This window comes from Bartonella sp. OC16QHHD (genome assembly GCF_042194035.1).
In the GTDB taxonomy this organism is placed as follows: Bacteria; Pseudomonadota; Alphaproteobacteria; order Rhizobiales; family Rhizobiaceae; genus Bartonella.
Window position 1 is genome coordinate 111,323 of the sequence record NZ_JBHIMJ010000014.1, and the last position, 15,620, is coordinate 126,942.

Annotated in this window: 7 protein-coding genes and 1 pseudogene; 2 read left to right on the forward strand and 6 right to left on the reverse strand. The window is 36.1% G+C overall.

Translation table 11 applies throughout. The features are described 5' to 3' along the window. Positions 1-355: 355 nt before the first annotated feature. The 3 genes from dapE to ACFIK1_RS02300 all read right to left on the reverse strand — a co-directional run bounded on the left by dapE (position 356) and on the right by ACFIK1_RS02300 (position 3,314). Complete coding sequence (gene dapE, locus ACFIK1_RS02290; protein ID WP_375661982.1) at positions 356-1,528, reverse strand: succinyl-diaminopimelate desuccinylase; 1,173 nt, start codon at positions 1,526-1,528, stop codon at positions 356-358. Between the two features lie 208 nt (positions 1,529-1,736). Continuing rightward, complete coding sequence (locus ACFIK1_RS02295) at positions 1,737-2,498, reverse strand: M48 family metallopeptidase (RefSeq protein ID WP_375661983.1); 762 nt, start codon at positions 2,496-2,498, stop codon at positions 1,737-1,739. 36 nt (positions 2,499-2,534) lie between these two features. Further along, complete coding sequence (locus ACFIK1_RS02300) at positions 2,535-3,314, reverse strand: alpha/beta hydrolase (RefSeq protein ID WP_375661984.1); 780 nt, start codon at positions 3,312-3,314, stop codon at positions 2,535-2,537. A 196-nt stretch (positions 3,315-3,510) separates the two neighbouring features. Here ACFIK1_RS02300 and infC point away from each other — a divergent pair, with 196 nt between their 5' ends. Together infC and ACFIK1_RS02310 are read left to right on the forward strand one after the other, a co-directional pair. Then, the gene (gene infC / locus ACFIK1_RS02305) at positions 3,511-4,029 is read left to right on the forward strand and encodes a translation initiation factor IF-3 (protein ID WP_375617486.1); all 519 of its coding nucleotides are present in this window, start codon (positions 3,511-3,513) and stop codon (positions 4,027-4,029) included. A gap of 597 nt (positions 4,030-4,626) precedes the next feature. Then, on the forward strand, positions 4,627-6,393 hold the full coding sequence (locus ACFIK1_RS02310; protein WP_375661985.1) for an ABC transporter ATP-binding protein: 1,767 nt from the start codon (positions 4,627-4,629) through the stop codon (positions 6,391-6,393). Between the two features lie 1,528 nt (positions 6,394-7,921). Here the strand turns inward: ACFIK1_RS02310 and ACFIK1_RS02315 are convergent. The 3 genes and pseudogenes from ACFIK1_RS02315 to ACFIK1_RS02325 all read right to left on the reverse strand — a co-directional run. Next, positions 7,922-8,199 (reverse strand): annotated as a pseudogene (locus ACFIK1_RS02315) (Arm DNA-binding domain-containing protein); the annotation flags it as partial. Between the two features lie 455 nt (positions 8,200-8,654). Beyond that, positions 8,655-13,313, reverse strand: a complete 4,659-nt coding sequence (locus ACFIK1_RS02320; protein ID WP_375661986.1) for a translocation/assembly module TamB domain-containing protein — start codon at positions 13,311-13,313, stop codon at positions 8,655-8,657. Further along, on the reverse strand, positions 13,313-15,277 hold the full coding sequence (locus ACFIK1_RS02325; RefSeq protein ID WP_375654769.1) for an autotransporter assembly complex family protein: 1,965 nt from the start codon (positions 15,275-15,277) through the stop codon (positions 13,313-13,315). Before ACFIK1_RS02325 ends, ACFIK1_RS02320 begins: the two co-directional genes overlap by 1 nt. Positions 15,278-15,620: the final 343 nt, after the last annotated feature.

Genomic DNA, 15,620 nt, shown 5'->3' on the forward strand with positions numbered 1-15,620 from the left:
GCATGTTTTTGTGTGTCTTCATGACTTCAACCTGTCACTACACAATGATGATATAATATTCATTGTTTTCCATATATGATTGCACTGCCTTTCTACACCTTAAAGAACGAATATTTTCAATCCAACATGGTCTAAATAGTTCTGCTTCTTCAAGCAGTCCTCTTTTGGCTTTCCAATTATGTAATTCAATTAACTAAAGATTCTACAGACAAGAATCCCAACTTAAGAATATTCATCACTTACTCTAAAACCACTTAATATATTAAGTTTTACGGAACTCGTATCACCATACCTTAAATGGTAATATCTTATGGCACAATAAGATAAAAGTATTTTTGAACCAGCAATCTTTTCTTTATGAAAAAAAATCAATAATAAAACGCTCATAAATAGTAGTAAGCGTTTCCACTGCATCAAGGGCCACACACTCATCTACCATATGCATCGTTTGCCCTGGTAAGCCGAATTCAACCACTGGGCAATAATCCTTAATAAATCGCGCATCCGAACTACCACCTGAAGTGGAACATTCTGGTATATTCCCTGTTACACTTTTAATAGCATTGGATAAAGTTTGAATAAGTTTATCATTTTTGGTTAAAAAAACATCCCCTAAACTTGGAATCCATTCAAGCTGATAAGAGGGATATTGGTCACCATTGTTTTTTGATTGCACCAAAGCAAGACGCTTTTCAATTTCCTCCACCAGTGTTTCTTTTGTCCAAAGATCATTGTAGCGTATATTAAAACGAACTGTTGTCTGCGCTGGAATAATATTGACTGTTAAATTACCGGTATCGATGCTTGTTAGCTCTAGATTACTAGGTTGAAAATTCTCTGTCCCTTTATCTAAAGCAGTTTGTGTCAATGCTTGAATAAGCTTCCTTGCCAAAGGCAAGGGATTAGCAGCCCGCTCTGGAAAAGCAACATGACCTTGGCGACCCTTCACGGTAATAATACCAGAAATCGATCCGCGGCGACCAATTTTGATAATATCACCAACAGTCTTTACGCTTGTTGGTTCCCCTACAAGAGCCGCTGTCCATTTTTCACCTTTTTTTTCTGCCCATTTGAGAAGTTTTACCGTACCATTAACAGCAGGACCCTCTTCATCACCAGTAATTAAAAGGCTTACCCTTCCTTTAATGGGTCGTTTCTCAAGAACTCGCGCTAGAGCCGCAATAAAACAAGCGATTCCACCCTTCATATCAACAGCACCCCGCCCATATAATTTTCCTTGATCTATGACAGCTTCAAAAGGTGGATAAGTCCAATCTTCCAATGCACCTGGCGGTACGACATCCGTATGACCCGCAAACATAAGATGGGGTCCTTCACTTCCCATTTTTGCATAAAGATTTTCAACATTGTCTGTATTTTTATCCGTAAAAATAGGGCGCTCGACATGAAATCCCATTTTTTTCAAAAATTGTTCCAAAGTTGATAACGCCCCTGCTTCATGAGGTGTAACAGAAGGACAACGAATAAGTGCCTGTAATAGCTGAAGTGGATCTGTAAGAACAGACATAAAAAACCTTCCCATTTTTTTATAAGTCATCAGAACTTAGGATTATTACGCTGAATTACAAAAAAGATAAAGTAAAAACATTGAAGACACTCAGCAAACCAAGCAGGGGAGAACAATCGTGCTGAGAGCTTCAATGGCTTCCTCATTATACATGAGCAAGCACACACACAACAAAACACTCAACAAAAAGTTCCGTTAAATATTGCCTTCATTTGAAAGTTTTTGACGCCTCTAAATTATATGAATCAAAATTAATTGCTTGCAATCTATGAGCATTTTCCTTCAACCAAGCACGATACGTTTTACTATCAGGACATAGTTCTTCACAAAGAGCCCAAAATCTTGGACCGTGATTCATTTCAACAAGATGAGAAACCTCATGAGCAACAACATATTCCACAACTTCTTTTGGTGCCATAATAAGGCGCCAAGAAAAAGAAAGACGCTTATCTATTGAACAAGAGCCCCAACGACTTCTCGTATCTTTATAACAAATGGATTTGACTTTACGCTCTACCTGATGAGCATAATGTGCCACCAAAGGCGTTATAATAAGCGCCGCTTGTTTTTTTAAAACGTCAGCAATGCGTCTTGGAAGATATTCTAATTGACCATAAACAATAATTTCAGGCCCTTGCTCCGCATCTACTGTAATGATTTCTGTTACTCCACGTCCCTCTCTATGTTTTATGGTATGAGAAACACCCAATAAGGGAATTGTCGCCCCCTCTTTGAGATAAGCATTTTTATGAGAGATTTGTACATGAGCAAGACGTGCCTCAATCCAAGATCGATGCTTTTCAATAAAATTTTCAACCGCATAGAGATTTATTGCTGGTGGTGTTGTTACACAAATCTCCTGACTTCTGGCATCAATACGTAAGGTAAGACGGCGCGCATACTTATTTTCCCGCACCCGTACAGGTACAGAGCGCTCAGAAAAAATAAAATGCTGTTTAGAAATGCTCATATTTTTATCTTCATCATTAATAAATAAATGCACCCCTTATTTTGCATTAATCTGATTAATCAAAGATCCCAATACTGTTTCAAGGCAATCTAAATCTTGTGGACGAGAAAAGCGATGATCTGCATCACGAACAAGCGTTAATGTTACATCATGGAGAGGTAAATGATCAAGTAAAGTCAATGTATGCTGATAGGGAATATCTTCATCTTCCATCCCTTGTAGAATATGGACTGGACACCCAATATCAATGCATCCTTTCATAACACAATTTTCACGTCCATCTTCAATCAATGTTTTTGTAAAGGGCATTGGCTCTGTATCATCAACAGCAGGTCGTTCAATATAGCCTTTCTCCTGCAAAATCTTCCATTCTTCTGGGCCTAATTTTGGTTCCACCAATGTTTGTGTAAAATCAGGTGCTGGAGCAATCAATACCATGCCAGCAAGCTTCTTATTTTTCTGTGCTAGCATCATAGCAAGCCTTAGCGCAATCCACCCACCCATAGAGGAACCAATCAAAATTTGTGGACCCTCACAATAGGTTTCAAAAGTCGCTAAACTTTCCTTAACCCAACGCGAAATTGTTCCTTGAAAAAAATCACCTTCAGATTCTCCATGTCCAGAATAATCAAAACGTAAACAAGACAAATCATTCTTCTGAGCAAACTGATCAACTAACGTTGCCTTACTTCCTAACATATCGGATTGATAGCCAGGAAGCCAAACCAAACCTGGAGATTGGCGCCCCTTGCGATAGCGTACTGCAAGTGCGGTGTTCTCAAATGAAAAAAACTGACAAGGAATATTTTGATCCATGATTCTTTATCCTCCATAAAATAATTTCTTTAAATTAAGAGAAAAACTTTTATAATCTAAATCATCCCAAAAAGTAATAAATCAAATAATGAAAATAACACGAATTATAGTTGTTTTTAGGTACATAATTGTATATTAAATTAACTGTAGTTGAATCAAAATTTAAGGAGCATAAACCATTCGTAAACCGTTTAAAATGACACCTACCCAAAAAGACGGACCACGTTCAAATCAGGATATTCGGGTACCTCATGTTCAGCTTATCAATGATGAGGGACAACATCAGGGAGTTGTTTCGATACAAGAAGCTCTTGCTATGGCTGCAGATGCGGGACTTGATTTGGTTGAAATTGTACCAAATGCGGAGCCACCTGTATGTAAAATCATCGATTTGGGAAAATTAAAATATCAAACCCAAAAAAAAGCTGCTGAAACACGTAAGAAGCAAAAAGTCATCGAAATCAAAGAGATTAAGATGCGCCCAAATGTTGATGTCCATGATTATGGAGTCAAACTCAAGGCTGTTCATCGCTTTATTGATCATGGTGATAAAGTAAAGATTACTTTGCGTTTTCGTGGTCGTGAGATGGCTCACCAAGATCTTGGATTAAAGCTTCTTCAGCGTGTGAAAGAAGATACAAGTGAAATTGCCAAAATCGAATTGGAGCCAAAGCTTGAAGGCCGGCAAATGATGATGGTGATAGCACCTAAATAGTTTTGCATTGGAATAATATTCGCATGCAATTCATCAAAATGATGTGTATAGTATTATTTAGAAGCACCACATAGAGTTTTTGTGGTGCTTTTAAGGTTTTATAAATGTGTATAAATCCTTCTAAGAGTTTAATAATGCTTGATCGATTTATAAGAAGAATTCATTATTTTGCATATTAAATGAGAAAACTCAAACATCGTAAGGTCTTCTTATTTCAAGCTCTCTGTATCATGCAATGCGGCAAAATTGTTTGCTTACACATCACAAATGGAGATGATACATAAAAATTATCAAAAAAGCAGAAATGTTTTTTGTGAACTATTTCAAGTGCCAAAGACTATCACAATATGGAAATTGGTAAATACAATAGTGAAACTTGCCGGTAGCTTTTATTGAAAACTAAAAATAATGATGAACAACGAATTTTCGTTATACCTTTCACAGAAACTTTGCACTACATTCTTCACTCTCACCGTCGTGAAATTGATGTGATGAACCTTGAAAGAAAAAGCTATTTTTGTAAAAAAGATTAAGGGGCTTCTTAATTAAGAGTGTTTCAATCTTGCATAAAATAATGAGAGAATATAGAAGCTCTTCATGGCTAAAAAACAAATTTCCTCTTTTGACAAACATCTTATTATCCGCCTTTTGCGAGAAAATTTTCGTAAACATATGCGTTGGTATAGTGCGGCTATCTTCTCAATGATCATCATTTCTTGTACCACAGCAACCAGTGCATGGATTATGCGGGATGTTGTTAATCAGATTATTGATGCACAAAATTTTCCTATGATTGTTTTGATTTCTAGCTTCATTGCTTTTATCTTTATTCTCAAAGGAGTTGCAACTTTTTTCCAAACTTACTTTCTAAACAAAGCAGGCAATAGTATCATTGCTGAACAACAGCGTAAAATTTTTGCACGACTTATGGAACAAGGAGTCTCTTTTTATCATAATAACACTTCATCTGATCTTCTTGTTCGTGTAACTCATAATGCGACAGCCGTACGTAATATAATTGATACTATTATCACAACTTTTGTACGTGATTTGCTTTCCGTTAGTGGTCTGTTGCTTGTCATGTTCATTCAAAACTTTGTGTTAATCTCCATTACTTTAATCGTAGGACCACTAGCTTTTTTAGGCGTTCGAATGGCTTTAAAACGCGTTCGCAGCTTGATGGAAAAAGAGCTCCTTTCACTTGGTGAAATTATCAAAATCGTACAGGAAACGGCTGTTGGTATTCGAATCATCAAGGCCTTTTCACTAGAAGAAGTCATGAAAAAACGGATGGACAAAGCCATTTGTGATGTTGAAAAACAAACAAACAGTATTGCAACACTCGAAGCTATTACCAATCCAATTATGGAAACACTCACGGGTGTTGCCATTGCAGGTATTATTTGTTTTTCCGGTTATCTTGCAACCCAACGCGCAGGTGTTCAAGGTGAATTTATGTCCTTTATTGTTGCTTTACTTTTAGCTTATGAACCCGCAAAAAGACTAGCAAATGTACGTGTTAAAATTGAATCTGGCTTGGTCAATATCCGTACGATGTTTGAAATACTCGATTGTCCCCTTACAGTTGTAGAACATAAAGAAGCTAAAGATCTGAATAAAACGCAAGGAACTATTCGTTTCGAACATGTTTCTTTTGCATACACTAATAACAAAATGATATTGAAAGACATCAACCTAGAAATAGAAGCCGGAAAAATGACAGCATTGGTGGGACCATCCGGTTCGGGAAAATCAACCCTTATCAACCTTATTATGCGCCTCTATGACCCCACAAAAGGACGCATATTGATTAATGATCAAGACATTCGCTACACAACATTTCGCTCTCTGAGAAACCTGATGGCCTATGTAGGACAGGATACTTTTCTCTTTCAAGGAACTGTTAAATATAATATCGGACTTGGAAAAGAAGGAGCTAGTGATGACAAAATTATCGAAGCAGCAAAAGCAGCAAATGCTCATGACTTTATTATGAGTTTGCCAAATGGTTATGATACACAGATAGGTGATAATGGCTGTAATCTTTCAGGGGGGCAAAAACAACGACTCGCTATCGCTAGAGCAATGATTCACGATAGTGAAATTCTGATTCTTGATGAAGCAACGAGTGCGCTCGATTCACACACCGAAGCACAAATTAATGAAGCTATTCATCACCTTACTAAAGGACGCACAACGATCATTATTGCTCATCGCCTTTCAACGATTGCTCGTGCTCATAAAATTGTGGTCATACAAAATGGACAACTAATTGAACAAGGTACTCAAAAAGAATTGCTAGCAAAAGAACATGGGTTTTATAAAAAACTTCATAATATCCAGTTCAAAAAACATACCTCCTAATTTCTAGATCCTTAAATAAAATTTGAAATAAAAAATGGATAGAAGGTAATGCTCCATTTATAAAAAAGACTTGTTACCAAGAAAAAGTATTACTTTAATCAAAGTTTGCGAAGAATTTATGGTTTATTGAAAATAAACTTCTTGGATTTAAATGAAAACTTTACTCGCTATTTTGTTGAATGCAATTGACTTTAACCATGAAATTTCAAAAACCCCTTCCCTTCCTCAAATAAGTGTTGAAACATTCATAAGTGTTGTGAATCCTGAAAGAGAGAGCATCAAGGTTTGAAAAAATTATCGCAGATGATAATGAATCTGGATCAATACAACCTTTATCCGTGTTTATCCCTGCACTGATAATTCTTTTCTCCACACAACTTTTAAAGGACAAAGACTCTACCCAATCTGATCTGTAAACAATCTAGATTTTTATTGAGCTCATTCCACTTGATAACAACTTATGTGATTCACTTATACAAGGCTTACCCTAAATATTCACCACGTGCTTTCAGAATACTGTGTCAAAAAGGCTTACATACCTTATATCACCACACCTCAAATGTCGGTCTTTTATGGTACAACAGAATAAGCTAACAATTATAAATTGTGTTGCAAATTATAGATACACTCCGTTTAAAAGAAAAACATTGAAAAAATAAGAGAGGTTTTATTATAAAACTTTTTTACTGTTGTAGCTTGCTTTAAAGCAAGCTTTGCTGTTTTTTCTACATTTAGAAACTAAAATGATATTCCTCCAATACTTTAACTGCTTGAAGAGTTTATAAATGCACAACGTTAGTGCTTATATAAGGCTATAATTTCAATATGCAAAAAAACAGATGAAAAGCAAAATGACATTCCTCTTTCTTTTAACCGCTAAAATAGAAAAATACGACATATAACTCTGATAAATATTTTTACAAAAATATCTTTTAATATACATTTTAATACTTTGATTTATAATCATAATTTGTTATTTTACATCTTAAACAAAAGATAAGATGTAATTTGCTTATTGCAAATTTTCTTTATATTTATGATGAATCAATCAAAAGCGCTTGTTGTACGTCATAAGAGATATTGGTATATGCATAAAAACTCTTAAGATAAGCAATAAAAATACCTCTACACTTTCAAGTGAAAAGATTGTCAGCAACATGAGAAGCTGAAAAATAGAATGATAATGCCGGCTTATAGCTTTAGTAAATACTTATACCTTTATTAATAACGGTAGTGTGGATTTTATACCATTCATAAGAGGTACTTTATACCATTTCACAAGCAATCTTATGAAATAGACTCAAGCGCACACTGAGAAATGTTGCTTTAAAACAAGTACATAAACTTGCAATACAATAATGTTATATTTTGGAGTATTCTGTTCGCGGAGCTATTCGTTATAAGAAAAGTGATCTCATTCAAGACACAATAAACAAAAATCTAAAATAATAGGTAATTTTTATTATTAAAAAATATTGCTTTAAATGCGTTTGACAATAAAATCGATATCTTATGAATTCTCCGCTTAACGCTTTTGTTTATCACGTTCTTTAATGGAATCATGTCCTTCACATAAAAACAGAATGCCATTGTGTTGCAAATTCACGTGCTTGTTTTAAAGAAACCTCTCTCAAAGTCTTCCCCAAGCCCATTTCGCGATAACGTCCGTGAATTGTATAATGATAAATCCATTAAGCTGCCCTATCTTTACGCTTATGGAGTAACAAGCCGGCACCATTCACACTATTCTGCCAGTCCCTAATGTTGCGACAGCTCTTAGTTCTCGAGATGATTCATAAGAGGCATTTTTAGTCATTTCTTAATAGTTTTATCCACACAGGATTCTCCGCTTGTAGCATGCAAGCCGAATGGTTTTGATTGATTCAATACGAAAGAGATTAGTAATGAGAGAATCATATAATATTCAAAGTTCTAATTCAAGTTGAATAACAATAAATTATCTTTATAAATCAATATATTGCACACACTCCATTCTTTAGGCAACAGCACGATATGGGCTTGAAAACAAGGTAAGGTATTTCTCTAAAATAAATATATAGCAGCAAAATAACATACTATCTTTCGTGAAGATTTTTTCCCTTTAGAGAATAGCATAAACAAAAAATCGAATATTTCAGATATATCTCTTCACGCCTCAACAAAAAGCTTCTTCTTTTATAGGATTTCTAGTCTATCTCTTCTTCCTCAGATTTAGAAATGAGAGACAAAAAACGAAGAAATTGTTTTTTTAAATTCAATCTTTAATAATCTCTTTCATAAAAGAGACCTATACTAGAATTTTGTTCATTTCCTATGGCACCTTTAGCTTTGAGATGACGCGAAATATCTAAATTAATTGTCCCTTTCGTCGTTCCATCAGACCCTGCTTCAAAGCCCAAATAAATATTATTGTGTATGTAGCGTCCAATACGTAAGCCTGTATTCCCCTTCTCATTAACGATAACATCAAGATCATCAAGTCCAATTTTAGTTCGTAAAGTATTCAACAAAGATGTATTAGAACTACCTGCAAGATCAGCCGCTGCTGCTGCAAGTTGAGCAATCTGAAATGGTGATAATTCATTAAGAGAGCGATTAAAAATCAAACGCGCCAAAATCTCATCCTGAGGCAAATTTGGTTGTGATGAAAAATTAATATCAAGATTATCAACCGTCCCACTTACAGTTACAGTGACGCGAATATCACCACTGTTATTGTTGGTTACAAAATAAACCGTAGGATTAAGATTACCACTAAAACTCGCTTGTCCTTGATCAAAATTAAGACGTTGCGACAGGATATCAAAACGTCCACGAATCATTCTAAATTCACCAACTGGATGCACATCATTCAATGGACCTGCTAGATTAATGCGTCCTCCCAGTTCAGCATCTAAGCCTTTTCCGCGTACAAAAAATTGATTGCGTGCTGTAATACGCATATTTGATAGCACGACAGATGAAGATTCTTGTGTAACTATACGGCTTTTGCTTTTGTTCGTGTTCTTAACATCAGCACGTTCAAGTGTTGTTTGAATCGATTTAGTTAAATTCTTATTTCTAACATCAAGAAACTTGGCACTTTTAAAATGATCAGGAACAAAAACTTCAGCTTTTTCAACGATGATATCACCACCAAGAACAAGACTATTTAAAAAATGACCTGTCATTGTCATCTCACCTGATAATGTTGCCAGAATCATAGAACCATCATTATAATTGGCATTATCAAGATGAAATATTAAATCTGTCTCTAGACCATTAGAGATACGACCTGAAGCAGAAATTCCTCCCCCCTCAAACGAAGAAGCTGAAGCTTTTTCTATAAGGATATGATCACCTTTCAATTTGCCTTCAATCGTTATATTATTCAATCCTACATTTGTTTGTGAATCAAAAAAGCTACCGTCGCCTATAGAAATATTTCCTATCAATTGTGGCTTTGATAATGACCCATTAAGAGCTGTATCAATTCTTGCTGTACCCGTTATATGTGCACCACGCTTAGCTAATAAGAGATTAACAAAATCAAGAGGCATTATCCCTTTAACGTTTAATTTTGCCTCTGAACCATTAAGAGATAAAGGCCCATGGATGGAAAGATCTAATCCTTTATCTCCAGTAGCTATCATATTTTCAATATGAAATGTCGATTTTTTATAAGAACCACGAGCATTTATATTGATTGACATCGGTCCTTTATGCGTCATAGCGGTTAAATTTTGACTAGAAAGCTCAAAATGAGCAGATGGATCCTTCATTGTTCCATCAATATCAACTTTACCTATTACTGTCCCATCAAGCGCTTGTCCTGCAATAAAACCATTCGCCAAACGTGCAGATAAATTTTGCAAATTAATATGAAGATCAAGCGCATTTTTCTCTAGAGATACACGCCCCTGAGCTTGTGCTTGTATTCCTTCTCCTGTTAAATTTGCATTCAAAGTAAGATTTTGATCTACAGTGTTTCCCGTAGCAGAAAAAGAAAAAGGCATAATTTTTTTATCTTGAAAAGCAACGGTTGTCAGTCCCTCACCTTTTATATCGTAAGTTATATCAGGTTTTTTTAAATGACCACGAATCATAACCTGCCCTGTTACACTCCCTGCTGCTCCAAGATCGGATTTCCACAAATTGACTAAAGTAGCAGGAAGGGCATTCATTGTAAGTTGTAAATTCAGGGTATCTTGAATATTTCCTGCTAAGATGATGTTGCCCCCATTTATTGCAATTCCTAATTCATTGATTGTCATTCCATCTTTATCAAAAGAAATTATAGATGGCTTCGGCAATGTTGCATGAAAAGTGTGTTGTTTTAAGTCCACAGCTTCAATTTGCACTTCTCGTTTTATACTTTCTGGAAGTTCCTCAACCATTAAACGACCAGAAAGCCGTGCATTGAGAGTATCATGCAACATCGCTTGGACAGTAAAAACCGTTTGTCCATTATTCCTATCGGCGTGAGCATTTAAACGATTGACCATTACCAAAGGTGTTTGAATATGTTCTGCATTGATAACTCCTTCAAACTGAGTCATGCCAAAAGGGTCGAATATGTCAGCATCTATTGCCAATTTTTTTATTTTATTCTTGGAAAAATTCAAATGGTTAACATGCGCCTTCACATTGGTTTTTTGTCTGCCATTTTGTTCATCAAAAATAAAATCTCCTTTTACTTTTCCACTACCATCCTGCAAAAATAACGCTGAAAGTACGGAAATATCATCGGCATCAATATGCAGCGCTCCTTTCAAAAAACCGCCAAGTTGTTGAGAAAGATCACCCGTTATTTTTGCACTTCCCCCTCTAATATCGATATTTTCAAGTTTTCGAATTTTATGAGAATCTTTAAAAGAGGCCGATAAATGCAAAGGTTTCTTAGCAAAAATTCCTTCACCTTTTACCCCCCCCGTTAAAGCAGTAACTGGTGCTGTATTATCTACAAGTACATCTATGTTAAATGTTGTGTTTTGAAGTTTCTTCCCTACGATTAATGCTTCAGCAATATGGGCACGTGTATTTAGTTTTATATGGCTATTGCGCCCTCTCGCCGTACTTTCAATCGTAAGCGCACCGCTTATCTTTGGATCTAATTTGGACAAATCAGATATTTCAGCAGATAGATCCATTTTAGCGCTTTCATCTGAAAAATAACCATTAGCCTTTATGTTTGTATATTGATTTTTCAAATTAAAATGACGAAAAATGAAACCCTTCGTATTTCGAGTAGCACCACCTGAAAGAGTGATGTTTCCTTTGAATAAACGATCAAAAGACTGCACGCCTATTTTCATATCGTCAGCCATTCCTGATAATTGGAGATCAAAAATGCCACTCAATAAATTGATCGTTCCTTTGGCTTTAATATCTGCACTACCAGAAAGTGATTGTTTACTGAACACTTCCAAAGGAGTTAATGTTTGAGCTTTTAAACCGAGATCGCCTTTAAAAACAAAATTCTCCATTGTCCCTTTTAACCAAGAAGAAAAACTCTGAGCCGTAACACTCAGATCATGAATCAAAATTGGTTTGTTCGAAACAATATCCGTATCTAAATGCACATGAACCGCTTGGCTTAAATTTTCTACTAACGCTCCCTTAATCTTTTTAACCCCTTGAAGCGTCCCTTTAACCTGAACACCAACATGACGAGAAGCTGCATTATCAAGATTTTCGCTTACTCCTCCCATATCAAAAATTGCATCGCGAATATAAATATTTTTATTGCTTAAATGATTTACAACCAACCGCCCATTCCAAGATTGTTGACCTTCGCGACCATAGTCAATGTTCAAAGCAAGAGTATTCGCAGGTTTTGGCACTTCTGATATAGGTAAATGAACAGACTCCTTTTCGTTATCAAGAGCCATTTTGCCATCAACAAAAAGCCGTCGCAAGAATCCATCAGCGGTTATTTCAGCATTGGCTATAACATTCATTGCTTTGTTCTGAATAACCATCTGATCAAGGTGTGTCACACCTTCTTTTGTTCTTCTTGCCTTTGCTTTTAATGTTATATCAGATTCGAAGAGACTACGATATTGAACAGGTATTAAAGGGCTCAGTGTTCCCTCTAATTTCGTAGAAAAACTCTGTCCTTCTGGAACACTTGCAAGAATAACATTACCATCTAAAATAGAATGATGATCGGACTCTAAAGAAAGTTTGATAACCAAATCATCAAAAGTACCATCACCTTTCACGACGAGACTTAATGCTGGACGTTGTTCAATGTTAAAAATATTCGCCAAAATACCATTTTGTGGTTCGTTAGCAGAAATATCAATTTGAGCTGTACGATTACTATCAGATATCTTGGTGAGAACAGAAAAAGAACCCGGTGCATCTAAACGATGCGCCGCTATATCGACATCAAAATTACCACCAGCCAAGGTGAAATTGCCTTTTAAGGACATATCAGCAGAAAAACCAAAAAGATTCTGTTCAAATGTCACATGTTGAGCTGTAAGCGTATTGATAGAAAGAGCAAGCGGCAATTTTGGTAAAGAGAACTTACCCGTCTCAAGGGAAGAAACAAAAGAAGAATTGCCTTGCGGTTTGCGTAAAAATGTAACCTGTTCTGCCGAAAGCTGGTTAATATCCATCCGCCCTCTCAGCAACGCTAGACGATTCCAATCCATTTTAGCATTGGTAATTTTAAGCCAAACCCCTTTTTTATCACTGACAGTAATAGTATCAATTGATGTTTGAGAAGACAGTGTCCCTTGCATATTGTGTAAACGAACTTGACGATTAGGTGCTGAAAGCTTTCGTTCAATTAAAGAAACAAACCATGAGCGATCATCTGTTTTCATTTCGCTAGAGGGAAGAATGTCTCCTCTTTGCGCAAAAACAAAACCACCCACCCAAAAAAACAAAAATACAAAGAAGAAAGCTGATAAACGTACACCTTTTTTCATTAAAATGCTTGCCCTATACCTACATAAAAACCAATGCGAGGGTCACCCTTCTCTCTCTTTAAAGGAAAGGCTAAATCAACGCGTAAAGGACCAAGACCCGTCATATAACGACCTCCTATACCGGCTCCCCATTTAATTTTTTGAGAAAAATCAAAATTCGCCTTTTCCCCTACTAAACCTCCATCAAGAAAACTGACAAACCCTATTTTATCATTTAAAGAAACACGCAATTCTGCTGACCCCTCAATAAGCGCCCGTCCACCAACAACCCCATCATTTTCTGTTTTGATACCAATATTACGGTAAGCATAACCACGAACAGAGCCCCCACCACCAGCAAAAAAAAGCGTATTTGCGGGTACTTGTGCTGTATCATTCCCAAGAATTGTACCAAGCTTTGCCCGCGCAGCAACAACAAAACGATCCCCTTCATCCAACGCCCAATAAGAACGACCTTCTGCTGTTACTTTTGCAACAAAGTTGCTAAAACGCATCTCATAAAAAGGCTCAATGAAAACTTCACCATATAAACCTTTTGTTGCATTAAACTTATTATTACGACTATCGTAAATCAAACCGCTAGGGAAACCGATTGTTGTAAAATTACGGCTCCCAAAATAGATATCACGTGAATAACCATTTGAAACTTCTACAGCAGCCTGTCCCGATAGATTACCATTAAAAATATGCGTAATACCTAATTTTCCTTTGATGGCTTTTGTCGTATAATTTTCTAAAACATCTTGTTGTATTTTTAATTCTGACCTGAAATCTGTATCTGGCGTGAGTACACCGGGCTTTACAAATGTGCCACCGAAAAGATAATCAAAATTTTTAAAATTATATGATTGCTTTTTATTGCTACCAACACCACTTATTTTTGTTTCAATTTTAAGAGTCTCTGCATGACCAAAAAGATTGTTATGCATCCAATAAGTCTCAAAACCAGCACCGTCTAAAGTTGAATAGCTACCGCCTACACCAAAACGACGCGGTTTACGTTCTTGTACAACAAGTGCAAGCGGTAAACTACCATCTAGATTAATAGTATCAGCCTCACGTATATTGATAGCACGAAAAACACCAAGGCGCGCAAGACGTTCATTTGCCTTAGCTAACGCATCAGAATCGTATATCTGCCCTGGTTTCAATCCGGTCATCCACGCGATATAAGCTGAATCTACACGTGGTTTCTTACTTATATTACGCACACTTAAAGGACCATAATAAGCCTTTTGTCCAGGAGCAACAACAATCCGTCCTTCAACACGCAACGCAGCATGGTCAGCCACGACCTCACTCTTCATAATTTTAGCTTTAGCATAACCTTGTTGCCGCCATCCTTCTATCGCCCATTTTTCTGCTTTCAAAATGGTTTCAGATTTAGCAATAGCCCCAACTTTATAGCCCAATTCTTCAATTGTGGGCATTTTATGCGCTTTACGTTTTTCAAACGGAGCTACTTTATCAATATTTGCAATACTAAAAACATATTGTGGACCAGCATTAATTGTAATAACAATATTGGACCGTGCTGGAAGTTGAGTTACCGGACTTAAATCAGCGACTTCTAAGCCATTAATTTTAATACTAATAACACCACCATAGCGTCCATCAGCATAAAGAGCAGAAAGAATTGCTCGATAATCTGAACGCGCCTTGGCGAGCAAACCAGAAGAACTGGCGGATGCTTTCTCTTTATCAGCAACAAGAGAAGAAACAGATTTAACTATTTTTATACCTTCTAATGGTGCACCTGGCGGTGCAACAACATCAACTTTATAAAATTTCTCTGTACTTTTGGCATAATGTGAAGAAGAATTTGTTTTCTTTTGACCAAAAAGAGGGATGCCGAAAAAATCAAATGCAGCAAGTGGCTGTGGAAAAGAAAAAGCAAAACACAAGCCTATAAATACACAGCGCACAGTCCCTGATTTTAACAAAATTCTTGTCTGGTATACCATAAAATCAGATACCTTATAATACACTTTGCATCTACTACGCTTTAAATAATATAAAAATAAGAAAGGTAAATATAATTACTTTGCACATTTTACACGTTTTATCACATCAAATAACACTCTGCGATACATAACGTTATCCTCCCCTTATATTTTCATAAAATTCTGCACTGTTGTATAACACGAACAGCCTCATTCTTTTTTTCTTAACATATTTATTTAGCTTATTATAAATGTTTTATTGCGTCCCATACTATCATGGTTAAATTTGTACAAATGACTTTCCATGGGAATGCTAAAAAACTGCCCACGTATATAGTTCTCTCTATAAAAAAAGCTATAGAGA